At 49.5% G+C, this 24,119-nt stretch carries 24 protein-coding genes; 17 read left to right on the forward strand and 7 right to left on the reverse strand.

From position 1 onward, the window contains the following. Positions 1-7: 7 nt before the first annotated feature. Entirely contained in the window at positions 8-2,035 is a 2,028-nt protein-coding gene (locus ACO6UX_RS24625; protein WP_422451015.1) for a hypothetical protein, read from the forward strand. On the opposite strand, the gene ACO6UX_RS24630 is transcribed toward ACO6UX_RS24625, so the two are convergent. After that, entirely contained in the window at positions 2,021-2,383 is a 363-nt protein-coding gene (locus ACO6UX_RS24630) for a DUF2069 domain-containing protein (RefSeq protein WP_422451016.1), read from the reverse strand. The two genes, ACO6UX_RS24625 and ACO6UX_RS24630, sit on opposite strands and share 15 nt — an antisense overlap. Before the next feature lie 2 nt (positions 2,384-2,385). Then, positions 2,386-2,733 (reverse strand): arsenate reductase (glutaredoxin), encoded by a 348-nt coding sequence (gene arsC / locus ACO6UX_RS24635; RefSeq protein ID WP_422451018.1) that lies wholly within the window; start codon positions 2,731-2,733, stop codon positions 2,386-2,388. A 169-nt stretch (positions 2,734-2,902) separates the two neighbouring features. Here arsC and ACO6UX_RS24640 point away from each other — a divergent pair, with 169 nt between their 5' ends. From ACO6UX_RS24640 to ACO6UX_RS24655, 4 genes are all read left to right on the forward strand, one after another. Further along, positions 2,903-4,138 carry a YihY family inner membrane protein gene (locus tag ACO6UX_RS24640; protein ID WP_422451019.1) on the forward strand — a complete coding sequence of 412 codons (1,236 nt, stop codon included), beginning with the start codon at positions 2,903-2,905 and terminating at the stop codon, positions 4,136-4,138. 6 nt (positions 4,139-4,144) lie between these two features. Next, complete coding sequence (locus ACO6UX_RS24645; protein WP_422451020.1) at positions 4,145-4,276, forward strand: hypothetical protein; 132 nt, start codon at positions 4,145-4,147, stop codon at positions 4,274-4,276. 85 nt (positions 4,277-4,361) lie between these two features. After that, positions 4,362-4,835 (forward strand): TlpA family protein disulfide reductase, encoded by a 474-nt coding sequence (locus ACO6UX_RS24650; RefSeq protein WP_422451022.1) that lies wholly within the window; start codon positions 4,362-4,364, stop codon positions 4,833-4,835. Then, positions 4,828-5,100: an acylphosphatase gene (locus tag ACO6UX_RS24655; RefSeq protein WP_422451024.1), complete on the forward strand. Its 273-nt coding sequence runs from the start codon at positions 4,828-4,830 to the stop codon at positions 5,098-5,100. Before ACO6UX_RS24650 ends, ACO6UX_RS24655 begins: the two co-directional genes overlap by 8 nt. Here ACO6UX_RS24655 and ACO6UX_RS24660 read toward each other — a convergent pair. Further along, positions 5,097-5,714, reverse strand: coding sequence for a lytic transglycosylase domain-containing protein (locus ACO6UX_RS24660; protein ID WP_422451025.1), 618 nt, complete (start codon positions 5,712-5,714; stop codon positions 5,097-5,099). The two genes, ACO6UX_RS24655 and ACO6UX_RS24660, sit on opposite strands and share 4 nt — an antisense overlap. Before the next feature lie 231 nt (positions 5,715-5,945). Continuing rightward, positions 5,946-7,664 carry a proline--tRNA ligase gene (locus tag ACO6UX_RS24665; protein ID WP_422451026.1) on the reverse strand — a complete coding sequence of 573 codons (1,719 nt, stop codon included), beginning with the start codon at positions 7,662-7,664 and terminating at the stop codon, positions 5,946-5,948. 161 nt (positions 7,665-7,825) lie between these two features. On the opposite strand from ACO6UX_RS24665, the gene ACO6UX_RS24670 reads away from it, so the two are divergent. Continuing rightward, entirely contained in the window at positions 7,826-8,269 is a 444-nt protein-coding gene (locus ACO6UX_RS24670; RefSeq protein WP_422451028.1) for an HIT domain-containing protein, read from the forward strand. A gap of 133 nt (positions 8,270-8,402) precedes the next feature. Further along, on the forward strand, positions 8,403-8,603 hold the full coding sequence (locus tag ACO6UX_RS24675) for a SlyX family protein (protein WP_209202664.1): 201 nt from the start codon (positions 8,403-8,405) through the stop codon (positions 8,601-8,603). A 67-nt stretch (positions 8,604-8,670) separates the two neighbouring features. Here ACO6UX_RS24675 and ACO6UX_RS24680 read toward each other — a convergent pair whose 3' ends face one another. Next, complete coding sequence (locus tag ACO6UX_RS24680; protein WP_332328248.1) at positions 8,671-8,931, reverse strand: cold-shock protein; 261 nt, start codon at positions 8,929-8,931, stop codon at positions 8,671-8,673. A gap of 1,114 nt (positions 8,932-10,045) precedes the next feature. Here ACO6UX_RS24680 and ACO6UX_RS24685 point away from each other — a divergent pair. The 7 genes from ACO6UX_RS24685 (at position 10,046) to ACO6UX_RS24715 (ending at position 17,780) form a co-directional block, all read left to right on the forward strand. Next, positions 10,046-10,387: an HU family DNA-binding protein gene (locus tag ACO6UX_RS24685; protein ID WP_101746367.1), complete on the forward strand. Its 342-nt coding sequence runs from the start codon at positions 10,046-10,048 to the stop codon at positions 10,385-10,387. 395 nt (positions 10,388-10,782) lie between these two features. After that, complete coding sequence (locus ACO6UX_RS24690) at positions 10,783-12,105, forward strand: OprD family outer membrane porin (protein WP_422451031.1); 1,323 nt, start codon at positions 10,783-10,785, stop codon at positions 12,103-12,105. Between the two features lie 406 nt (positions 12,106-12,511). Continuing rightward, entirely contained in the window at positions 12,512-12,988 is a 477-nt protein-coding gene (locus tag ACO6UX_RS24695) for a tetratricopeptide repeat protein (RefSeq protein ID WP_422451032.1), read from the forward strand. Positions 12,989-13,072: 84 nt separating this feature from the next. After that, the gene (locus ACO6UX_RS24700) at positions 13,073-14,608 is read left to right on the forward strand and encodes a hypothetical protein (RefSeq protein ID WP_422451034.1); all 1,536 of its coding nucleotides are present in this window, start codon (positions 13,073-13,075) and stop codon (positions 14,606-14,608) included. 213 nt (positions 14,609-14,821) lie between these two features. Then, positions 14,822-15,094 (forward strand): FmdB family zinc ribbon protein, encoded by a 273-nt coding sequence (locus ACO6UX_RS24705; RefSeq protein WP_422451036.1) that lies wholly within the window; start codon positions 14,822-14,824, stop codon positions 15,092-15,094. A gap of 94 nt (positions 15,095-15,188) precedes the next feature. Next, the gene (aspS, locus tag ACO6UX_RS24710; RefSeq protein ID WP_422451037.1) at positions 15,189-16,973 is read left to right on the forward strand and encodes an aspartate--tRNA ligase; all 1,785 of its coding nucleotides are present in this window, start codon (positions 15,189-15,191) and stop codon (positions 16,971-16,973) included. Positions 16,974-17,033: 60 nt separating this feature from the next. Beyond that, entirely contained in the window at positions 17,034-17,780 is a 747-nt protein-coding gene (locus tag ACO6UX_RS24715; RefSeq protein WP_422451039.1) for a YebC/PmpR family DNA-binding transcriptional regulator, read from the forward strand. Between the two features lie 328 nt (positions 17,781-18,108). On the opposite strand, the gene ACO6UX_RS24720 is transcribed toward ACO6UX_RS24715, so the two are convergent. Continuing rightward, positions 18,109-20,985, reverse strand: coding sequence for a DUF1601 domain-containing protein (locus tag ACO6UX_RS24720; RefSeq protein WP_422451040.1), 2,877 nt, complete (start codon positions 20,983-20,985; stop codon positions 18,109-18,111). Between the two features lie 195 nt (positions 20,986-21,180). Further along, positions 21,181-21,474, reverse strand: a complete 294-nt coding sequence (locus tag ACO6UX_RS24725) for a hypothetical protein (RefSeq protein ID WP_422451042.1) — start codon at positions 21,472-21,474, stop codon at positions 21,181-21,183. A 347-nt stretch (positions 21,475-21,821) separates the two neighbouring features. Between ACO6UX_RS24725 and ruvC the strand changes: the two genes are divergently transcribed. From ruvC to ruvB, 3 genes are read left to right on the forward strand one after another with little or no spacing between them, the layout of a single operon-like run. Beyond that, entirely contained in the window at positions 21,822-22,346 is a 525-nt protein-coding gene (gene ruvC / locus ACO6UX_RS24730; RefSeq protein ID WP_101746360.1) for a crossover junction endodeoxyribonuclease RuvC, read from the forward strand. Positions 22,347-22,368: 22 nt separating this feature from the next. Next, complete coding sequence (ruvA, locus tag ACO6UX_RS24735; RefSeq protein ID WP_422451044.1) at positions 22,369-22,986, forward strand: Holliday junction branch migration protein RuvA; 618 nt, start codon at positions 22,369-22,371, stop codon at positions 22,984-22,986. Positions 22,987-23,006: 20 nt separating this feature from the next. Then, positions 23,007-24,008, forward strand: a complete 1,002-nt coding sequence (gene ruvB / locus ACO6UX_RS24740) for a Holliday junction branch migration DNA helicase RuvB (RefSeq protein WP_422451046.1) — start codon at positions 23,007-23,009, stop codon at positions 24,006-24,008. Positions 24,009-24,119: the final 111 nt, after the last annotated feature.

The following is a 24,119-nucleotide window of genomic DNA, read 5'->3' on the forward strand; positions in this document are numbered from 1 at the left end:
CTGGCCTATGTGGTTGAGAAAGGTTGGTGGTTTTCAGTTTGTGGGGCTTTTGGGGCTGCTTTTTCTGGGGGGGCTTTCTATTTCTGGGTGGTGGTTTGCCCGGGTTTCTGATCGGGTTTTGAACAGCCTTCACCAACAGACCGGGCAACGCCTGCCTGGTAAAGACATTACTTTTGATCCATGGCAGCGCCGATTGACCGGCAGTGATATTCGGGTGGAAGAGCAAGGGATTCAGTTCACTGCTCAGAAGGTCAGTGTCGTGTTGAACTATCGCCATTGGTGGGGGGCGTGGTTTGGTGAGAATATTGAATCGTTAAGTGGGATTGAACTGGATGATGTCAGCATCGCTATTGATCCGGAGTTGATTGCCTTGCCTCTGCCGACGCTCTTTCAAAGGCTGTCCATCAATCGTGGCCGCCTTTCTATCACCGGAATAGATCAGCCACTCTTTGTTGACCAGCTGACGCTGGCGAAAGAAGAGGGTGGCAGAATCAGGATTCATTCAGATAACCGTGATGGTGAGAGCTGGAGTTTCTCAGGCGTTTATCAGGTCAGTAAAGGCTTGCTGGATGGTGAAGTGAGGCTGGTCGAACTGCCTTTGTCCGCGCTGGTTAAAGCTGTGCCTCTTAATGTATTGGCGACGCAGAATAATGAACTGTCTGCCAATGACCGTTTTTCCGGGACAGTGAGTGCCACATTATCACTGTCCTGGGATAAGCCGGGCGGCCTGATTCTGAAAGGCAATGCAGAAGGGCGCAGTGGGCAGCTCTTGTGGTCGGGACTATCTGCCCAATGGCAGCAGTGGCATCTGAATAACCTGCAATTCCATGGCAATGATCCTGCACAATCTACGGCAGAGCTGGCTATTTCAGGTCTTGATCTGAGAGTGCCAGAAACACTGGCAGGAGAATGTCCGGTTCAGTTAATGCCAGCCTTACCGGCTGGTATTACTTCGTTTGATATTAACGACAGTCGTCTTGAACTGGCAAATGGCCATTCACCCTGGGTATTTGAAAGCGTAAATGGAAGGCTGGTTGCCGATGGTATGTCGGGGAAAGAAAAAAATTCCCGAACCTATCAGTTCAGTGCTGCACTGGCCAACATCGGGGATTTGCAGTTGAGTGGTCGATTATCCGGCTCTGATAATGATTTTGCGTTTCAGCTCAACGATGCTCGTCTTGCAGGTCCTTTAAAAAAGTATTCGGCTGTTGCCGGTTATGATATGCAGGGTAGCCAATTTGACTTGAGTTATAACAGTCAAAATCATACAGGTCAGCTTGATATTTCTGACTGGCAGGCAAAAAAGATCGCAAACAGCCTGCCGGTTTCATCCATCCATTTATTAAAAGCCCTGATAACCGATTCGTCAGGTAGAGCGGCTATCCCGTTTTCACTTGAGTCCGATAAATCGAGATTACCACAGCGTATCTATCGGGCGGTTGAGCAACGTGTTATGGCCATTGTCCAAGCTCCGTTCGACTACCTTTCCCATACCAGCGGTCATGCACTTGAACCTGTGCTTTACCATGAAGCGGGTAAAGCGACATTAACACAGCGATCACAAAAAAATCTGGTAAACCTTAAGAAAGCGCTTATCGAGAGACCAAAGTTGAATGTGTTGGTTAATGTGGGTGTTTCTGAATCCAGAGATTGGCCCGAGCTCTCACGTTATGAACTGGAAAAGGCATTGCTGGAACTGTACGCAGCGACCAGTTCAGTGGAGCCTGCTGAGATGATCACTATTCCACCCGGGGTGCGGGCATCGCTTGTGGAGCAAATGTATCTGGCTACCCGTCGTCACCAGAAAATTCCCGAAGTGGGTGAACAATCACCCGGGCAGAGGTTTCAGCAAGCCGAAAGCTGGTTGTTGAAAAACTGGCCAAAGATGCCTGATCAACTGGAGAGTTTGCAAAAGGCCAGATACGACTACCTGAAAAGTGAAACTGGCACGGCGTCCGGGCATATTGAGTTGCAGTTATCATCAGGCCCGGACCGAAAAGGGAGTGAGCCTGTATCGGTACTAACTCTCCACTAACCTGTTCGCCTGAGCCTGCCAGCGCACAAACATCATGGAAGTAATAAATAGCAGTACGCTGAATCCGGTGATCAGCCAGCCCTGGGGTTGTTCCGGCCTGAACCAGGCATCAAGAACGCCGCTGATAAAATAAAAGCAAAGGATAAAACAGAGCCAGGAGGCTGCTCTCAGGCCACGCTTCAGAAGGCCGGGAAGTGGCAACAGCAGTGGCAGTATCTGCAGGGCCGAGATACCAAGGATCGAACCCTGTGGCGGATTCAACCACCAGGTTTCTGCCAGCAGAGAGAGAATCAGGCCAGCATAGAGGGCAAGGCAGACTTGGTAGATTTGGTTGGCTTTTTGCTGCATTGTCAGAGGATCTCAAGCACGGACTCAGGAGGGCGGCCAATTCTGGCTTTTTCGCCGTTGACCACAATGGGGCGCTCAATCAATCTGGGAAACTCGCACATAACGTTGATCAGTTGCTCTTCCGTCAGGGATGGATCTTTGAGGTTATTATCCTTGAACTCCTGTTCACCTTTACGAAGCAGGTTCCGGGCATTGATGCCCAGTTTGCCCAGAATGGCTCTCAGCTGATCCGCATCCGGCGGGCTTTCCAGGTACAGCACCACCTCAGGACTGATTCCCTGCTCTTCCAGAATGCTCAGGGTTTGACGGGATTTGGAACAGCGTGGATTGTGAAAGATAGTAATGCTCATGATGACCTTGCCTGGAGGACTATAGATATTTTCCGCAAAGCCTACCAATCTCTGTGGATGCTCTGCAAATCATTTGTAATAGATGTCGGATGTATAGTCAGGAAGTAAACCTGTCCCTTTCAGCCTCTGAATTCGGTACACTTATCTCTCGTTTGACAGGGAGTTCATCATGGCACCGGTACTGCAATTCTGGTCATCCTTCCAGAGTTTTTTCACGGCGGTTATTAAACGCTTTCTAGATAACCGCTGCATTGAAAATGCCGCGGCACTGACCTATACGACGCTGTTCGCCGTGGTGCCACTGATGACGGTCACCTACAGTATCCTGTCAGCGGTGCCCAGTCTTCAGGATGTTGGAGACACCATTCAGAACTTTATCTTTACCAGTTTTGTGCCTTCGACGGGGGAGATGGTTCAATCTTATCTGAACGATTTTTCCCAACAGGCAAGAAAATTAACCAGTATCGGTATCGCTTTCCTGCTGGTCACTTCCTTTCTGATGCTGAGAACCATTGATAAGGCATTGAATACTATCTGGCAGGTGGCGCATGTGCGCCGTGGCATGACCGGTTTTCTGCTGTACTGGGCCATCCTCAGCCTGGGGCCTGTGCTATTGAGTGCCGGGTTTCTTACGACTTCTTATCTGGCATCCTTCAAACTGGTTTCTCATACCACGGCCATACTGGGCGCAGAGCAGTGGCTTTTGCGCCTTATGCCGGTTGTTCTCAGTACATTGGTTCTTACCCTGCTGTATACGGCGGTGCCCAACAGAAAAGTGCCGGTTCGTCATGCTTTGGTCGGTGCGGTTTTTGTGGCCATTCTGGTTGAACTGGCCAAGGCAGGCTTTACCTTATTTATTACTCTGTCGCCTACCTATCAGCTGATTTACGGTGCTTTTGCCGCTGTGCCTCTGTTTCTGCTCTGGGTGTATCTAAGCTGGCTGATGGTGCTGTTTGGTGCGGTGCTGGTTCGATCCCTGGATCTTTATGGCAAACAGGCCGGTGGTGAGCGGCCACACCCGTTAATCTCGATTTTATTAATCCTTAAGCAGTTGCAGGAAAAGTTTGAGCAGGGACGGGGGTTGCATTACAGCGACCTGCGCAAACGTGATCTTCCGGTTTCTCTTGATGATTGGGAGGGGCATACTGCCCGGCTGATGGCAATGGGGTTGATCAGCAAGAGCGATGACGGCGAATGGCTCCTTGCCAGGGATCTCAGACACATCAGTCTGTTTACTTTCTGTGAGCAGTTGCCCTGGCCGATGCCTCAGGATGAGCAGCTCCGGAATATTCTTATCGCTGATGATCCGAACTGGTTATCTGATCTGATTCAGAGGTTGCAGACAGTAAACAGTGCCAGACTGGAAGCGCTGGACTGTTCGCTGGATCAGTTACTGTCTAAATAGCGGGTTTTGGCAGCTTTTGGTCAACTTGATCAGGTGCTGTCTCTGGCTAATACTGAATTGCGTCTGTCTGGTAAGCCGGAACTTTGTGGAGCCCGGTGGATGGGCGTGGTTCTGGCTCTTGTTATGAGCAGCAGGTAGAGCGAGTTAAACGGGAGTTGCATAACATTGTGCGTCCTTCCCGATGAATGTTTTTTCGGAGGTATTCGTGAGGATAACAAGAACATTGGAATACTTTCTGGTGGTTGTACTGTTGGGTGCTCTTGTGGCCTGTAGCAAGCCAGTGACTTTTGCGGATTTAAACGGCAACCCTGTTGCTATTGCCAGCGAAAATGGTCAATGGCTCGCGTTGAATTTCTGGGCAGAATGGTGTGACCCTTGCCGGGAAGAGATTCCGGAGCTGAATGAGCTGGCCAATGATGGTCAGGTCAGGGTGCTGGGCGTTGATTTTGACAACAGTCAGGGGGAGGCGTTAATCAAGAAGGCAAAAGCCCTGGATATTCTCTTTCCGGTGCTTCGGGAGTCGCCACTGACGGTGTTGAACGAGCCTCCTCCCCAAGTGTTGCCCGCCACATATATTATTTCGCCAGAAGGTAAAGTGGTGAGCAAACTGTTTGGACCACAGACCAGGAAAAGCCTTGAAGAGCAGATTCACAAGTTAAGTAAACACCAATTACAGGAAACCTCGTCCAATGGCTGATGTATGCAAAAGAGCCTTTGTTGAAGGCAGGGTTCAGGGTGTCTGGTTTCGAGGCTCAACCCAGGAGCGAGCCCGTCGCCTGGGCATCGGTGGCTGGGCAAGAAATCTGCCGGATGGACGGGTTGAAGTGTTGATGTGTGGCTCAGAAGAAGCCGTTGCCAGGCTGGAAGAGTGGCTTCATAAAGGACCACCTCTGGCCAGGGTGGTTAATATTTCCATTACCGAAGAGTCGCTGCAGGCGTTTGACTCGTTTACCACGGGTTAATTCACAACCCAGTGACGTTCCCAGTTGGTCAGTACGCGCTCCGGATACCAGGTTTTGCCCAGGCTGCCATTATATCGGGCCAGAGCCCTGGTCAGATTGCCATTTTCTTTCTTAAGGTAATAACTGAGAATGGTGCAGCCATAGCGCAGGTTGGTCTGAATGGTGATGAGGTTGTCCTTATCCCGGCCAATAACATTTTTCCAGAACGGCATAATCTGCATTAAACCCAGGGCACCAGCCGAAGACACTGCATACTGGTCAAAGGCAGATTCTGTCTGAATCAGTGCCAGCACCAGCTCCGGTTGTAAATCTACCTTGGATGCTTCGAAGTGAATCATCCTGAGCACCTCAAGCCGAAGGTCCGGGTCTTTAATAAACCGGGCCAGACGGGCAGACATATCAACCAGCCAGACCTCGGCGTCAAACTGATCGTCAAAGCTGCTGGGTTGATCCAGTGAGCGTGACAGCACTTCCTGTAAAATCGGGTCGTGCCATTCCGCCTGACTGGCTGCTGGCATAACAAGAGCCATGACAAGAACGGCCACAATTCCCAAAGCCCGGAATCGGGCTTTGGGGGTGGCAGTTTTCAGCAAGCTACTTAAGTAGTTAACCAAATGAAATCCTATTTTCTTACTAAGTGGACAGTCACTCCCGGCAACTGCTCCTGCGTTGCTCTAGCTCCTGCATCCATGCAGTCGTGCGGCGTTACAACTCCGGTCACATAGCTAAGGCTATGCTCCCTGCGTTGTGCCTTGCATAGTAACTGCCCACTTAGCCAGAAATATACGATTCCATTTGGCCAACTACTTATCACGGGTAAAAGGCTGTCAGCAGTTAAAGTACCGTTAGCGTTTTGTGCGTTCTTTAAGCAGTTCGATAATTTCACTGAGCTGAATATCTTCTTTATCGTTTGCAGTCCGGTGCTTGTATTCCACCATGCCATCCGCCAGGCCACGGTCACTGAGAACCACGCGGTGCGGAATACCGATAAGCTCCATATCGGCAAACTTCACTCCGGGGCTGGCTTTTCTGTCGTCCATCAGCACTTCAAAGCCTGCTGTGGTCAGTTCCTGGTAGAGTTTTTCGGCCGCTTCACGGACTGCTTCGGATTTTTCAATCTTCAGAGGTACCAGGGCGATCTGGAAAGGCGCGATGGCTTCCGGCCAGATAATGCCACGGTCATCGTAATTCTGTTCAATGGCGGCGGCGGCGGTTCTGGAAACGCCGATGCCATAGCAGCCCATGGCCAGCGGAATGCTCTTGCCATTTTCACTGAGAACCGTGGCGTTCATGGATTCGCTGTATTTGGTACCCAGCTGGAAAATATGGCCAACTTCGATACCACGCTTGATAAACAGCTGTCCTTTACCGCAGGGGCTTGGGTCACCTTCCTGAATATTGCGCAGGTCTTCAACGCGGCTGAAGGTGCAGTCACGCTCCCAGTTGATGCCGAAGTAGTGTTTGCCTTCGATATTGGCACCGGCACCAAAGTCGGCCATTTTCGCTACGGTTCGATCGACAATCACCGGGATTGGGCAGTTAACCGGGCCAAGTGAGCCAGGGCCGGCACCCATGATGTTTTTAACTTCTTCTTCGGTGGCAAAGCGCAGGGGAGCAGCCACATCCGCAAGGTTTTCCGCCTTGACTTCGTTAAGCTCGTGGTCGCCACGGATCAGCAGGGCAATGAACTCGCTGTCAGCGTCTTCTGCAGCCGCAACAATCAGGGTCTTGATGGTTTTTTCAACAGGCAGGTTGAACTGTTCTACCAGTTGATCGATGGCCCGGGCATCCGGAGTGTCCACCAGTGTCATCGCTTCAGAGGGGGCAGGGCGTTCACCTGCAGGGGCAATAGCTTCTGCTTTCTCAATGTTGGCTGCATAGTCGCTCTGGTCGCTGAATACGATGGCATCTTCACCGGACTCGGCCAGTACATGGAACTCCTGGGAACCACTGCCGCCAATGGCACCGCTGTCAGCCTGCACTGCACGGTATTCAAGACCCAGGCGGTCAAAGATGCGGCAGTAGGTCGTGTGCATATTCTGATACTCTGCCTGCAGACACGCTTCAGTGGCATGGAATGAATAGGCATCTTTCATCAGGAATTCGCGGCCGCGCATCAGGCCGAAACGTGGGCGACGCTCGTCACGGAATTTGGTCTGGATCTGGTACAGGTTGATTGGCAGCTGCTTGTAGCTGTTCAACTCGTTACGGGCAATGTCAGTAATGACTTCTTCATGGGTTGGGCCAATCACAAAATCACGACCGTGGCGATCCTGAAAACGCAGCAGTTCAGCGCCAAATTGATCCCAGCGACCGGTTTCCTGCCACAGTTCCGCCGGTTGAACGGCGGGCATCAGGGTCTCCAGTGCGCCAGAGCGGTTCATCTCTTCACGAACAATGTTTTCTACTTTTTGCAGGACCCTGAGACCCAGAGGCAACCAGGTATAGAGGCCGGATGCCAGTTTGCGGATCATACCGGCACGCAACATCAGCTGGTGGCTGATGACCACGGCATCGGCAGGCGTCTCCTTAAGGGTTGGAATCAGATACTGACTGGTTCTCATGTGCTCATTTACCAGGCTGTTCAAAAAAAGCGTGTCAAAATTTGACGTCAATTAATGCGGCATTTTAAGGCCAATCGGTTATTATACCAACCGCTGTTGCAAAATCCCCTGTTGTTGATTGGTTGTTCTGAAAAATACCTTCTCTATTCTATTTTCTCTGGATGGGCTGTACCGTGAGTAGCTTTGAACTGGATCCCCAGCTGGCAAGAGACAGTGTGGTTATTGGTGATTTTCCTGTTTGTCGCCTTTTGCTAATGAACGATAGCCAGTATCCCTGGTTTATCCTGGTTCCCCGTATCCAGGGGGTGGAAGAGATTTATCAGTTGGATGAGGCGGCCCAGCAACAGCTGCTTTTCGAATCCTCATATCTGGCGGAAATGCTGCAGGTGCTGTTCTGTGCAGACAAGATGAATGTGGCCGCGTTGGGTAACGTGGTTCGACAGCTGCATGTGCATCATGTCGTCCGTTTCACGGCGGATGCTGCCTGGCCAGCGCCGGTGTGGGGCAGGCATCCAGCCCGGCCTTATACGGATGAACAGCTCGCAGAGGTGATGCACAAGCTGAAAACGGGCATTACCGATATGCCTTCTTTCCAGTGGGCTTAACAGGTAAGGTAAATTTGGAAGGCAGAAGCTCAAGGAGTAGACTGCGCAGATTAATCTGCTTCCGGTTGCCTGTAATCGATCTTGTTTAATGACCGGAAGTGGTTTGGCTGGCTGCCTGTGGGAGTAACAAACGATGCAAGATGAACTGCTTGAGCTGCAAACCCAGTTGAGTTTTCAGGAGGATACGATTGCTCAATTGAATGAAGTGGTTACCCGGCAGCAGAAAGATATTGACCGGTTAACAGAAGCCATGGCGCAACTGAAAAAGCAATTTGAAGAGATGGTGGCTGAACAGCTGGAAAGCCAGGAAGAGTTACCTCCTCCCCACTATTGATTGATGATTAGACGGCTCTGGATTCTTCTGGCCGGAATAACGTTTGCCAGCCAGAAGACCGGAATGCCTATCTTCCTTTCGGTGCGGCAATCACATCTTCCGCCTGAAGGCCTTTGTCCCTTTCAACCACAATAAACTCAACCCGCTGTCCTTCACTCAGGGTTCGGTGTCCTTCACCACGTATGGCACGGTAATGGACAAAGACATCTTCCCCCATATCACGGGTAATAAAGCCAAACCCTTTGGTGATATTGAACCATTTGACCGAGCCGGTTTCCCGTCCGGAGTCATCAAGCGGTTCCGCCGCTGAGCCGGAACTGCCGGGCAGGTTGGCAATAACATGAAACAGGGTGCCGGTGCTGACTGAAAACAGCGTCATCTGGTCGAGAGTCACGCCAGAGATCATCAGGGTGTTGTTATAGGCGAAACCAACCGCTGCAAAGAGCGCTGAAAACAGCAAGACGGACCCGGCTATCTGCAGCCACCGTTGGAAGCCATTGCGTCTGCTCAGGTAGGCTCCTGTCATTAAATTTAATGAAGCGGCCATCAGTAATAGTGCAACCACCGGGTTGGTCGGGTTGGCAGCGGCTGTTGATGGCTGGTAGAGGTTGGTCATGATGGCAATGACGAAAAAAAATGCCAACAGGCCGGTTAAAAGATGAGCTATTTTTAAATGTTTCAAGGCATGTTCCCTTAATTTGTTATCAGTATCAGTTGAAAACATCGAGCCCTTCTACGCGTAGGCTTTTCAGAACCACAAGCCATCCGTGAAAACAGAATCTGGTGTAAAGCTGTCGTGCATTTTTTAATCATGACCAGACAACATTGAGCCCGACAAACACGTTGTGCAACTTATTATGATGGAACACATGGTTTCCCATATCAGTGTTAATGTACCTTTATGATGTTTATTTCTCAAATATTGACAGGCCTGCCTGACATTTAACATGAGTCGAGATACTTCACGGACGGTGCAGGCAGGCGTGAAAGAGTCTGTAAACAGCGCTGTGAGCCTTCTGGTGGGTTGTTGGAAGGGTTGATTGACTCTGTTATTTGGGTGTGAATCTTTTGGTAAAAAATGCTCGACGTGGAAAAATACCGATATTATAGTGGTATTCAGTACCTTGAATATCTACTGCTGCCGTCTTCTATTAAGCATGGTGTTCGCAAAGTTGTAGAAATGTGTAGAGGTTGTTAATAGATAACGTTGTACTCATGGAGTGATAAGGCAACTCTGGTCATGTCTTATTGAGAAAGGGAGGTACCAAATCCGCCTGGTGCTGTGGCAGATAATGCAGTCGCTGATGGTTGTCGTTAGCTGGTCAAAGCAGATTGCTTTAATCAGATAACAGCAAAAACATTGGCAAGCGCTCAATGCCCTCTTTAGAAGGGAAAGCCTAAAGGGAAGGCTTAAAAGGAATTTTCATCAGGAGAGTACGACTATGGCTGGGAAAAAAGCACCCGCAATCAAGGAAAAATACAGCAAAACCCAGATGCTGGCAGAAATTGCCGAGAATACCGGGCTTAGCAGAAAGCAGGTCAGTGCGGTAATGGATGAATTGAGCGAACTGGTTGAGCGCCATATTAAAAAACGGGGGTGTGGTGAGTTTACCTTGCCCGGTCTGTTAAAAATCGTGACCAAGAAAAAACCGGCGCAAAAAGCCAAAAAAGGTGTGCCAAACCCTTTCAAACCCGGCGAATTAATGGATGTGCCAGCCAAGCCTGCTTCTATTCAGGTGAAGGTAAGGCCGTTGAAGAAGCTGAAGGAGTTTGCAGCATCGTAGTGCATCATTTCAATGAGTTTGATGTGTACAATCTCCGTTCACCCTGAGCGCCCTTCGGCTCGGCTCAGGGTGAACGGACGAAGGGTGGTTGGCACAGTCTTTATTCAGGGCATGGAGCTTACGCCCTTCGACTCCGCTCAGGACGAACGAAGTATGGAGGTCAGTGAAGGAACCCATCAATTGCATTGAAACCATTTACCAGGCTGCTTATAAGAGCTGCAAAACCAAAGGAGCTTACCGGCTCCTTTTTTTATGGTTGCAATTTGTTCAGGGTTGTAGAAAAATAATTTCTCGTTGCGAACAGGATGTATATCGCCAAGGGGAACTGCTTATGTCAGTTGGTGGTAGTCGCAATAATAAACACAACACAAAGTACTCAGGGAGCAATTCTGATTATGAAAACCCTCGCTAAAAGCGCACTGGGTGTAGCCGTTGCTACAGCTGTCGCCGCTACCTCTGTTCAGGCTTCTGAAGCAGTGACTATGGATCCGAGTCTGACGTTTACCTATAAGAATTATTACTGGAAAGAAAAAGCCAAAGATAACAATGGCTATGAGCGTAATGAATGGGCGCATGGTTTGGTAGCTGACTTTGACAGTGGTTATGTTAATGATCTTGTCGGTGCGGTTGTTACTGCTGGTTATGCAGGGCCTTTGAAAGTGAAAGAAGGTCTGAATTACTCTGCGTCGAATGTATCTGGTTCATACATTGATGCTAATGGTGATGATATTGCTGATACCTTAACTGATTCCCATTCTATCTCTGGCTTTCAACAGGCTTATTTGAAAGCAATGCATACTTTTAGTGGAGTAGAATTGGTCGGCACTGTAGGTGTCAAGAAGCGTAGTACTGAAACATACTCAGATTCTGGTTCTCGAATCCTTGCAGCTAGTTCTACTGGTTACGATCTTTCCGTGGGTTTTGAAGGTGCAAATGTTTACTTTACTGAAATTACAGGTTTCAGTGATCGTAATGACTCATCCTTCAGTAATGATCTTTACGTAGTAGATGATAAAGGCACAGATGGTGAGTCCGATGACGTCAAGGTCCCTGTCAAAAACATCCGTATTTTTGGGGCTAATTATTCGTACGAAGGTTTAGGGTTGACTGCGGAGTATGGCAAGTCGAAAGATTTAATTAAGCAGAGCTTTCTGAAAGCGGAGTATAGCTTTGAGTTAGATGAGATGAGCTCTGTTGATCTTGATGCACGCTACGGTAAAGTGAAAAGTGATGTGTCTGGTGATGACTACCAATCGAAGTACTATAACCTTAATGCAACTTACAATTATGGCAATGCGTATGTTGGTTTAGGCTACAACAAAACCAAAGATGGTAACTTTAATCCTAATTATGTAGCTGGTAACAATGATACCTTCAACTCTAGTCTTGACCAGTGGGAGAAGTATGCTAAGGAAGGGGAAAAGGCTTACGTTGTATCTGGTGGTTTTAACTTTGCAGATCAAGGATTGGAAGGTCTGAGTTGGGATTTATGGTATGCCAAGGGGGACGATGCTGATAACATCGCCAACTTTAAGCGTCGGGAATATGGTAGCTTCGCTTCTTACGCATTTGATGGATCCTTGGAAGGTTTGTCTCTTGCTTGGCTGTACGTAAATTACAGAGCAAATGGTACTGATGCAGGTGGAAATGTTCCGGGCGATTTGTACGATGAAGACGTTAACCGTCTGTACCTGACTTACTCTGTAGCTGCATTCTAAGCAGTTAACTGCTTAAGTTAAAAAAAAGAGGGCGGATGCCCTCTTTTTTTGCTTAAAAATTAGTGAATCAATATTCCAGATGCCTTGTAATCAGAGTATGTCAGTGCATACAAGTCTTTCATTATCTGAATGGCTTATCCAGGTGATGGCTTTATCAATGAGTTATTGTATGTTCTGAGCCCTCAGTCCATCTGTAAGTATCCGCAAATTCCATACGACTGATTTTTAATTCAGGTTCTGAGTGAAAGAAAGATAGCACAGAACTTTATATAAACATCTGATTTTTAAAGCGATTAGGTCGGTTTTCAGCCTTGCTGCTATTAATGATAAATAGGTATAAATATAAACTGGTTATAATGGAATAATACCTTACACAATTTTATCAGGGATGAGGCTTTTGAGGGTTATGGATAATAAGGCTGATCAGCCGTCCTCAGCGTCACTTTGGCTCGCTTATCTGGCTAAAGGTGGCTCCATGAAAGAACTTCGTAATTTGGATCAATGTCAGCTTGATGCTATGTACAGGTTGGCTTTTGCCCAATTTAATTCCGGCCATTTTACCGATGCTTTAAAGGTCTTTCGACATCTTTGTCTGCTTGATCATACCAGCTATTCCTATTTTCTTGGCCTGGGCTTGTCTCAGTATGAGCTTTCCCTGTTTGCCCAGGCTGCGGCAACGCTGGCTCATGGGGAAAAGCTTGATCAGAAGGACCCAAGGGCTTCACTGATGATGGCTAAATGCTTTATTGAGATCAAACGCTGGTCTCTGGCTCAAAAAGCCTTATCTGAGGCGGTGACCAGAGCGAGCCAGTCTGTCCGTTGGAAAGATGAGCTTCAGCAGGCGAAAAAATTGACCAGTTTTGTTCGTGGCAAATTGCAGTGAAGATGTTTCAGGGGTTGTTTGTTGCCCGGTAAGGAATACCGGGCAGGGTGATTTTCAGGCGTCAGAGTCAGGGAGGGCGTTATTATGTCGAACACAGTTGGAGAACCGGGTGGTGTACAAACAGGAATAACGCCTGCTCCGGGCACACCGGGCAATGTTTCGGCAAATCCCGGGAATGGGGTAAGCAGTGGCTACAGTCCAGCAAATTCTGTCTCACAATCTGGGGGGCTAGGTCCGGACGGAAGTCAGACGGGTGTCCAGCTGAATGCACCGGCAAATAGTGGCAACAACGGTGTTGACTATCTGGCAAGAACCTTGCAGTCAAGGCTGGATTCGTTTCGTGCCACGATTGCCCAGAATAATGCCATGACCCCGGGGGAGCTTGATCTTTCTGATACCCAGAACCTGCTGTTGTCCTTAAGAGGTGCGATTAATGACCTTAAGGTACTCAACAGTGTGACAACCATTGAAATACGGGCTGCGGATCGACAGGCACAAGTCTCTCTTTCATCAGACATTAGTGCAATGAGAAAAACGATTGAGTCTACGCAGCATTCGATCAACAGCAAGCAGTCAGAACGGGACAGGGCTCCTGACCATCAGAAGCCAGCACTGGATGCTGAAATAGAATCATTAAAAGGGAGGAAAATGGCCGCGGAGGTGCGACTGACTGCAAAAGAGGCGCTGCTTTCGAGTTCTGATGATAATGCGGTCAGGGACCTGTCGGTTCCCCTGGTGAAGGCTATCAGTCCGGAATCTCTGGAATCCGGTGAAGAGCAGCTGGATGAACTTAAACATGAATTAAAAGTATTAGAAAAGCGTTTTGACAGTGACGAGGTTCGCTCCAGGCTGACCAGTCTTATTGCTGCTGACTATGACAGGGAGATTCTTCGGGTATCGGATCGTGACATTGAAAGTCGTCAGCCCCGGGGAGGTAAAGGCTCTCCTGAGGCCTTGAAATCGCTGGTAAGCCCGGAGGTCGTTGATAACCTGTTCAGTTTCTTTTCGGCCCGTGACACCTCTGCGCTGGACTCTGTGCGCAATCAGGCCGCTCCATCTGAACAACAGTTAACTGATGCTGCTGAAGGTCTGGCTCTGGTGCTGCTTGCAGAGCCTCCCGTGACAGCCCGTGAAAAAAATACCGTCAATCGGTCATATCCTGATGATAGTACCAGTATTGAGGATGCCGATAATTCACAGGCTCCAATGCTGCGCGCAGAGCTACCAGTAACGGCCAATGATAAAAATGCAACTGATCAGCCAAATCCTGGCGATAGTCTTGAAGGCACCAAACATGCACAGTCTCCGATACCCCCGGCAGAGCCACCAGTGACAGCCAGTGAAGAAAATCCCGTCGATCAGCCCTATCTTGGCGACAGTCTCAGTCTTGAAGGGGCTAATAATCCACAGGCATTTACAATGCTCCTGTTAAAAGAGCGAATGGCTGATATGCAAGAGGCGCTGGAAAAGAGATCGGATGGGGACATGGTTGATTCTGTTGGGACCAATCAACTTGCCCAGCTTCTTGAAGCAGAGCGAGAGGTCGAGGCCATGGTTGTCGAGGCGATCAGGGATCAGGAGCGCTATGAGGCGGATATGCTTAAATCTCATCCGGTTTAAGAGGCAATATCTACGATAGGGATTCAGTGTTGTTCGTTCTATTTGATAAGCCGTACTGGTGACCAGTGCGGCTTTTTTTGTCTGGCAACGGCTGACTCTGCCGGTCTTTGGGGTATAATGGCCGTTTTTCTGCGAATCAGTATACGTAAGCGCCCAATTCAATACGATATCAATGGTGCTTACTGTTGTAAGTGAAAGGGTAGGCCAGCGTCAATGCCGATCTATGAGTATCAGTGTGAGCAATGCTCCGAAGTGACGGAAGCGATTCAAAAATTCGGTGATGCACCGTTGCGTGATTGCCCGGTCTGTGGTCAGGCCGCACTGAAGAAGCTGTTAAGCGCGCCGGCCTTCAGGCTGAAAGGTGGTGGTTGGTATGAAACCGACTTCAAAGGAGGCAGTAAGAAAAACCTGTCTTCCAGTGATAACCACTGTCCTGGCAAAGACAGCAAGAGCAGTTGTGCCGGTTGCCCTGCAACCAGTGAATAATAGCGTTGCTCGGCAACCAGTAATTGATCCACTTCCTTTCAGCCCGGCGGCTGTTAGGATGAAATCCAGTTGAATTCCTGATTTGAGGTATATTATGCGCAGCCATTATTGCGGCGAACTGAATCTTTCCCATGATGGGCAGGAAGTCACCCTCTGCGGTTGGGTACATCGCCGTCGTGATCACGGTGGCGTGATTTTCCTGGACCTGCGTGACCGTGAAGGCCTGGCTCAGGTGGTGGTCGACCCTGATACTGAAGAAGCGTTTGCACTGGCTGACAAGGTGCGTAGCGAATATGTCCTGAAAATTACCGGTATTGTGCGTCCCCGTCCGGAAGGCACTGTGAACAGCAATATGTCTACCGGTGAGATTGAGGTGCTGGGTAAGCAGGTGGAAATCCTTAACCAGGCCCAGACTCCGCCTTTCCAGATCGAAGGTTATACCGACGTGGGTGAAGATGTGCGCCTGCGTAACCGGGTCATTGATCTGCGTCGTCCTGAAATGCAGGAAAAGCTGATTATTCGCAGCAAAGCCACCGCTGTAGTCCGTCGCTTTATGGAAGAGCACGGCTTTCTGGATATCGAAACACCGATGCTGACCCGTGCAACTCCGGAGGGTGCCCGGGACTACCTGGTGCCCAGCCGTGTGCATCCGGGGCACTTCTACGCACTTCCCCAGTCTCCTCAGTTGTTCAAGCAGATGCTGATGGTGTCTGGCTTTGATCGCTACTACCAGATCGTCAAGTGTTTCCGTGATGAAGATCTGCGTGCTGACCGTCAGCCGGAATTTACCCAGATCGATATTGAGACATCCTTCCTGGATGAAGCTCAGATCATGGGCATTACCGAGTCCCTGATCAAAAAACTGTTTATGGAAGTGAAGAGCGTGGATCTCGGTACCGAATTCCCACGCATGACCTATGCCGAAGCCATGAGCCGTTATGGTTCTGACAAGCCAGACCTGCGTATTCCCCTGGAGCTGGTGGATGTGGCAGACCTGATGGCCGGCGTTGACTTCAAGGTATTTAAAGGCCCGGCAGAAGATCCTAAAGGCCGGGTTGCCGCACTGAAAGTGACCGGCGGTGCCGAGCTGAGCCGTAAGCAGATTGACGACTACACGAAGTTTGTCAGCATCTACGGCGCCAAAGGTCTGGCCTGGATCAAGGTGAATGAGCTGGAGAAAGGGGTTGAAGGCCTTCAGTCGCCAATCATCAAGTTCCTGGGAGATGATGTCACCATGAACATCATGTCCCGTATTGGCGCTGCCAATGGCGATATTGTCTTCTTTGGTGCGGATAAAGAAACAATTGTGAATGAGGCGCTGGGTGCTCTGCGTTGCAAGGTGGGTGAAGATCTGAATCTTTATACCTGTGACTGGGCACCGTTGTGGGTTATTGACTTCCCGATGTTTGAAGAGACCGATAATGGCTCCCTGACTGCGCTGCACCATCCATTCACAGCACCAACCTGTTCTCCCCAAGAGCTGGAAGCTAATCCGTCTCAGGCACTGTCCCGTGCTTATGATATGGTTCTGAATGGATATGAAGTGGGTGGTGGTTCTGTCCGTATTCATCGTCAGGACATGCAGCAGGCGGTATTCCGTGTGCTGGACATCCAGGAAGAAGAGCAGCGTGAGAAGTTTGGCTTCCTGCTGGATGCCCTGAAGTACGGTGCGCCTCCTCACGGTGGCCTGGCGTTCGGCCTGGACCGTCTGGTGATGCTGCTGTGTGGTACCACTAACATTCGTGAAGTGATTGCCTTCCCGAAAACCCAGTCAGCTTCCTGTTTGCTGACCCAGGCTCCGGGTGAAGTGGAAAGTCAGCAGCTGCGCGATCTGAATCTGCGCATTCGTCGCGATCCGGCATCTGCAACCAGTCACTGATTCATCCTGGCAGCCTCTCAGTGGAGCGGCTGCCAGCCAAGCGTTTAAATAGAGGTTTTTATGGCAGGTCATAGTAAATGGGCCAACATCAAACACCGTAAGGCTGCGCAGGACGCCAAGCGGGGCAAAGTCTTTACCAAAATCATCCGGGAACTGACCGTTGCCGCCAAGCAGGGCGGTGGTAATGTTGAGGATAACCCGAAGCTGCGAGCGATCGTTGATAAAGCCCTGGCTGCCAATATGACCCGGGATACCATTAACCGCGCAATTGCCCGTGGTGCCGGTGGTGAAGATGATTCCAATATGGAAGAAGTCACCTATGAAGGGTACGGGGCTGGTGGCATCGCGGTGCTGGTTGAGTGTCTGACGGATAACCGCAACCGGACGGTGGCTGAAGTTCGTCATGCTTTTTCCAAGCATGGTGGTAACCTCGGTACCGATGGTTCCGTTGCTTATCTGTTCGAGCGTAAAGGTCAGATTTTCTTTGAAGAAGGTGTTGATGAAGAGCAGCTGATGGACGCAGCCCTGGAAGCCGGTGCTGAAGATGTCGTCACTAATGATGATGGCTCAGTAGAAGTGCTGACCGAGTGGACTGAGTTTATGGCCGTCAAGGATGCTCTGGAAGCGGCCGGGCTCACTCCTGCCGGTGGTGAAGTCGCCATGATCGCTTCTACCCAGACAGAGCTTGATCTGGCAGGTGCCGAGAAAGTCATGAAACTGATTGATCGTCTGGAAGATCTGGATGATGTTCAGAATGTCTATACCAATGCGGACATTTCTGCAGAAATCATGGAGCAACTGGGCTGAGTTCTGGTCTGGATTGAGTTAAGTGAAAGCCCGGATTGCTCCGGGTTTTACAGACTCGTTTCCACGGTCCGTGGCTGTCGCGAAAGCCTTACAAGCACTGGAACCACAAAGGACACAGTGTGACACGGGGGCAGAGTCGCTCTGCTCATAACTGCAACTGAGATGGAGGTGAGCACTACGGAAAAGGCGCAGCTTGACTGCGTCAGGTGTGAGATCAGGAGATGAACGCAAGTAAACCACTGATGACGCCTCGCAACGTGGTCCGATGGCATCAAAAACGAGGGGTGTGTTCATCTGTTGGGTTTTGTTTTACATCAAACTCCGGTCATTATCCCCATAATGAGTTTTTACTGGCTTTTTTTCTCTTCCTTTTTCTCTTTTTTGGATTACCTGTCTGTTCTTCTAAATATTCTTCCGCAGTAAAGTAACAGTCATCTGAGAATTGCTCTCCTTCATCGGCAGTAACGTATGCCTCATCGTTTGCCCCCCCGCCGCTATTAAGTGACACAGAGCCATGGGGCTCTGGCAGGACTGCTAACTTTGTCTTTATTTGATCAATAACGATTTTCATTGAATTCTGGTTATCAAGCTTGTTCACCGGGATTTCAATGACATCAAATCCCAGTTTTTGCAGCAGGGCGATTTTAAGCAAAGTCGAACCATTCCTGGTTTTGAAATCACCACTCACGTAATGAGAAGGTCCCTGAACATCGATAACCATGTTGTAATCTGGCAGTCGCAGGTCAACCGGAGGTAATGAGTTCAGACTCTTTTCTTCTTCAATCTTCAACGACGGAAAGCTTGATTGGAGGTGATCGCGGAAGGTGGATTGAGATTGTGAAATGATTGTTCGGTAATGGGGGACCACCGGACACGTTCTCCCTAGCCAACTTGCAGCCATGGCAATGATGTATTGATCATCTGTATTGCCTGATGATGTATTTTCCAGGCGAGAAAATAGTTCACCTATGTGCTTTTCAAGCGAGTTTTTATCACTGCAACCTCTGTCCAGATAAAATCTGGCACAGAATGCCATTACTCCCCAGAGAGACATCAATATACCCTGCTCAGAGAGCTGAGGGTTTTCACTGATTCTCTCGACAAGAGAATCGAACGTTGATTTAACCGCGTTCAGCTCAATAGCCTCACCCAGTTTTGCCAGGGACCACAGCAGGTTGGCGACTTCCTGTGGCTTGAAATGGTCTTTCTCTTCCTTTGATTCGGCTTTGATTTTCACATGTGGCAATAGTGCGACCACGGCCTCTTTGAGTTTCGGTGTTTGCTCCAGCTCCAGCACCAGCCCATTGTCCGCCAGTTTCGCCAAGGCCCACAGCAAGTTGGCGACAGCCTGTGGCTTGAATTGGTCTTTCTCTTCTTTTGATTCGGCCTTGGTTTCCACATGGGGCAACAGCGCGGCCACGGCCCCTTTCAGCTTCGGTGTCTTCTCCAGCTCCAGGCCATTGTCCACCAGTTTCGCCACGGCCCATAGCAGGTTGGCGACATCCTGTGGCTTGAAGAGGTCTTTACCTTCTTTTGTTTCGGCTTTGGTTTTCACGTGGCGCAAAAGTGCGGCCACGGCCTCTATGAGCTTCGGTACCTTCTCCAGCTCCAGCCCGTTGTCCACCAGTTTCGCCACGGCCCATAGCAGGTTGGCGACATCCTGTGGCTTGAAGAGGTCTTTATCTTCTTTTGTTTCGGCTTTGGTTTTCACGTGGCGCAAAAGTGCAGCCACGGCCTCTATGAGCTTCGGTACCTTCTCCAGCTCCAGCCCGTTGTCCACCAGTTTCGTCACCGCCCACAACAGGTTGGCGACCTCCTGTGGCTTGAAGTGTTCTTTCTTTTCTTTTGATTCGGCTTTGGTTTTCACATGGGGCAACAGCGCGGCCACGGCCTCTTTGAGCTTCGGTGTCTTCTCCAGCTCCAGCCCGTTGTCCACCAGTTTCGCCAAAGACCACAGCAGGTTTGCGATATGCTGAGGAGTGAAGCGGTCTTTCTCTTTTTTTGATTCGGCTTTGGTTTTCACATGGGGCAACAACGCGGCTACGGCCTCTTTGAGCTTCGGTGTTTTCTCCAGCTTGAGCCCGTTTTCCACCAGTTTCGCCACGGCCCACAGCAGGTTGGCGATATGCTGAGGAATAAAGTGGTCTTTCTCGTCTTTTGCTTCGGCTTTTTTGGTTTTCACATGGGGCAACAGCGCGGCCACGGCCTCTTTGAGCTTTGGTGTTTTCTCCATCTCCAGCCCGTTGTCTACCAGTTTCGCCACGGACCACAGCAGGTTGGTGATACCTTGAGCGATGAAGTGGTCTTTCTCGTCTTTTGATTCGGCTTTGGTTTTCACATGGGGCAACAGAGCGGCCACGGCCTCTTTGAGCTTCGGTGTTTTCTCCAGCTCCAGCCCGTTGTCCACCAGTTTCGCCACAGACCACAGCAGGTTGGCGATACCTTGAGTGTTGAAGTGGTCTTTCTCGTCTTTTGATTCGGCTTTGGTTTTCACATGGGGCAACAGCGCGGCTACGGCCTCTTTGAGCTTCGCTGTCTTCTCCAGCCCGTTGTCCACCAGTTTCGCCACAGACCACAGTAGGTTGGCGATACCTTGTGTATCAATAGTTCTGACTTCAGGTTTTTGGTTGCACTGTATTATTACTGCATCAAGTAAAGTTGACAGTAAAGCAGCTTGAGTTTCCTTTCCCAACTCATCCATGTATTTATGAGGGGTCAAAACACCCGCTGAAGTAAAGGAATGAAGCGTTGTCGTCAGGCTTCGCCAGGTCCACCCGGGTGTCGCTTTAAAATCGTGCAACAATGGTATCAGTTGGCTTTGTTCACTATGATTTAAAGGTCGTTTTGACCCTAATGTGTATTGTTTAATTGAACTGGCAAATTGACTGTGTTTTCTACCATCATAGCGATCACCATAACGAGCAGATATCCTCACCAGGCAACTCATTTTTTCGTGTGTAATGAGAGCATTAAAATCATAAACAGGTTTTACTGAATGTCTTGGTGGATAGTGAGAAGAGCATGCGTCAGAAGTATGATAAAATTCATTACACCTTGAGATATAGGGGGGTGGAGTATTCACCTGTCTGACTGTGTCATGCCGATATCGCCCACTCCTTGAAGCATTGGTATGACCATCCGGTGGTTTATAATCATTACCTGATGTCGTGTATTTCCAACTTATACCAGCAGTGCCTCTATCCATAATTATATTTCATTAATTCATAAAAAATATGAAAAGTGTACACTGTTCTGTTTATAGTTCATCTTGCTGAAATGTCTATAAACTCTGGTTTAATTGGTGCTTGCGACGAATTTTATAGATTAAATTCGAAACTTGTCTTTATTTGATCAACAATGGGTTTTTTAGACCAATTTGCTGCCGCCGCAGTAGGGCAGTTTATTCTCGGACAGCCCCCCGGGAGCCCTGATAAAAAAGGCTGAAACCAATGACAAAGAGGAAGATGAGGCATACCGACAGGAGACCGGATACGGTATCCCGGGAGATCTGAAGTTCAAACAGCAGCGGTTGGAAAAAATCCAGAAGGCCAAAAAAAACCTTGAAGAACGAGAGCTGGCACTGAATCCGGACAAGCCAATAGACGACAAAAAAATAACTCAGTTTTGCCGACCCCCATGCCCGGATGAGGCAGGTATTGACGCCTGTGTGGCGACTGATAGTAAGGAAAACCATCGAAAGAACTGCTGGAAAACTCAGACAGGAAGTTTGTCAAAGCCGATTTTATTTATAACTCGGCCAGCACAGACAAAACAATTATCAGGGAGCCTTAGGCTTCCATTAAAGATTAAAGGCCAGTGTGATTAGAAACAGCACCAGAGTGACACTGGCAATGATCAGTAATGTTTTCATTTGATGGTTCATCTGGCAGGCTGGCTCCCCAAAACTCATGTTCAAGGGTAAGTCGCAACTGCTGAGTTTCGTAGCCTGTTTTGGTAATGCCGTGTTTCAAAATTGTAATGCTGGAAACGTGTATGTATATACAGTATTCTTTTTAACGACAGGTTTGGAACAGAAATGGAATGGCCATATTGTTGGGGATTGATCCCGGGTCCAGGATTACCGGGTATGGAATCATTGAGGAAATTGGCTCCCAATGTAAATACGTAGCATCCGGCTGTATCCGAATTCAGGATGGGCCACTGCCAGAAAGACTTGCCCAAATTTTTCAGGGTATCAATACGGTGATTGAAATGTACAGTCCGCAATCTGTCGGTATTGAGCAGGTGTTTATGGCACGCAATGCCGACTCTGCCCTGAAGCTTGGGCAGGCCCGTGGTGCGGCGATTGTTGCCGCGGTAAATCATGGGCTTGAAGTTGCAGAGTACTCGGCACGACAGGTGAAACAGGCGGTGGTGGGTAAGGGCTCTGCGGAAAAGTCCCAGGTACAGCACATGATTACTTCAATTCTGAAGCTGGATAAAACCCCTCAGGCCGATGCCGCTGATGCGTTAGCAGTGGCATTGTGCCACTCCCACACACGGGCAAGCCTGGTGCGAATGGCCGGAGCAACGGGCAGAAGAAATCGTCGGTTATTAAGTAGTTAAGTCGTTAGAAGAGATACTGAATATGATAGGCAGACTTCGCGGTATTTTGCTGGAAAAAAAAGCCCCATACCTGCTGATTGAGGCTGGTGGGGTGGGCTATGAAGTTGAAGCGCCGATGTCGGTGTTTTACCGTCTGCCAGAGGTTGGTGTTGAGACAACGCTTTATACGCACTTTGTCGTTAGAGAAGATGCACAGCTGCTCTATGGCTTTAGCGACGCCCGGGAGAGAGAGCTTTTCCGTACTCTGATTAAAGTGAATGGAGTGGGTCCGAAACTGGGCCTGACACTGCTCTCCGGAATAGAAGCGTCTGTATTTGTACGTTGTATCCATGATGGCGACAGTTCTACCCTGGTGAAATTACCCGGGGTTGGCAAGAAAACCGCGGAACGCCTGATCGTGGAGTTAAAAGACAAACTGTCAACATGGGATAGCTCTGCTGCGCAATTTGATGGTTTGACTGGAACGCCCCTGGGGCAGGCCCTGGAAAAACAGGCCGCGGATACTGAACAGGAAGCCGTCAGTGCCCTGGTTGCCCTGGGCTATAAGCCTCAGGAAGCCAGCAAGGTGATTGGGCGGATTAAAGTAGAAGGTCTGTCCAGTGAAGAACTGATCAGGCAGGCATTAAGAAGTATGATTTAACATCATTCCCGGAAAAAATTATGATTGAAGCGGATCGCTTAATATCAGCCAGTGAGCGCCCGAGTGAAGAGGCCCAGGATCGGGCCATTCGACCTGTCCGGTTGCGTGAGTACACCGGGCAGCCAAAAGTCAGGGAGCAGATGGAGATATTTATCCAGGCGGCCCGAAAGCGTGGTGATGCTTTGGATCATACGTTGATATTTGGTCCGCCCGGGCTGGGCAAGACAACGCTTTCCCATATTGTTGCCAATGAAATGGGCAGTAATATCCGTTCGACTTCCGGGCCAGTGATTGAAAAAGCCGGAGACCTTGCCGCCCTGCTCACGAACCTTGAGCCTAATGACATCCTGTTTATTGATGAGATCCATCGTCTCAGCCCGGCCGTTGAAGAAGTGCTCTATCCGGCCATGGAAGATTATCAATTGGATATTATGATTGGTGAAGGCCCAGCGGCACGTTCGATCAAACTGGATCTGCCACCCTTTACCCTGGTCGGCGCGACCACCCGAGCAGGGCTGCTGACTTCACCTTTAAGGGATCGGTTTGGCATTGTTCAGCGGCTTGAGTTCTACAATGTGGCGGATCTCAGTGCCATTGTGCTCCGTTCTGCTGGTATTCTCGGAGTGCCGATGAATAGCGAGGCGGCCAATGAAGTTGCCCGCCGTTCAAGAGGCACACCCCGTATCGCCAACCGGCTGCTGCGAAGAGTCAGGGATTACGCGGAAGTAAAAGGCGATGGTTCGGTAACCCGTGAACTGGCAGACGCTGCCCTGAATATGCTGGATGTGGACGCCAGCGGTTTTGATCATATGGACCGTCGACTGTTACTGGCCATGATTGAAAAGTTTGATGGAGGTCCAGTGGGCGTGGACAACCTTGCCGCAGCCATCAGTGAAGAGCGGGACACCATTGAAGATGTGCTTGAGCCCTACCTGATTCAACAGGGTTATATAATGAGAACACCCAGAGGCAGGGTATTAACTAAGAGCGCTTATCTACATTTTGGCTATGATTACCCCTAGGGGCTGTTCAGGTTGTATTATGAACTAGACTTCAGTTCATGCTCGGAGGACCTGTCAGTCCTCTTTTTTTATCCTTACGGCATTTGGAAATATCGTAACAGGAGTACCTGA

It is taken from the genome of Endozoicomonas sp. ALB091 (genome assembly GCF_049310265.1).
GTDB lineage: Bacteria > Pseudomonadota > Gammaproteobacteria > Pseudomonadales > Endozoicomonadaceae > Endozoicomonas.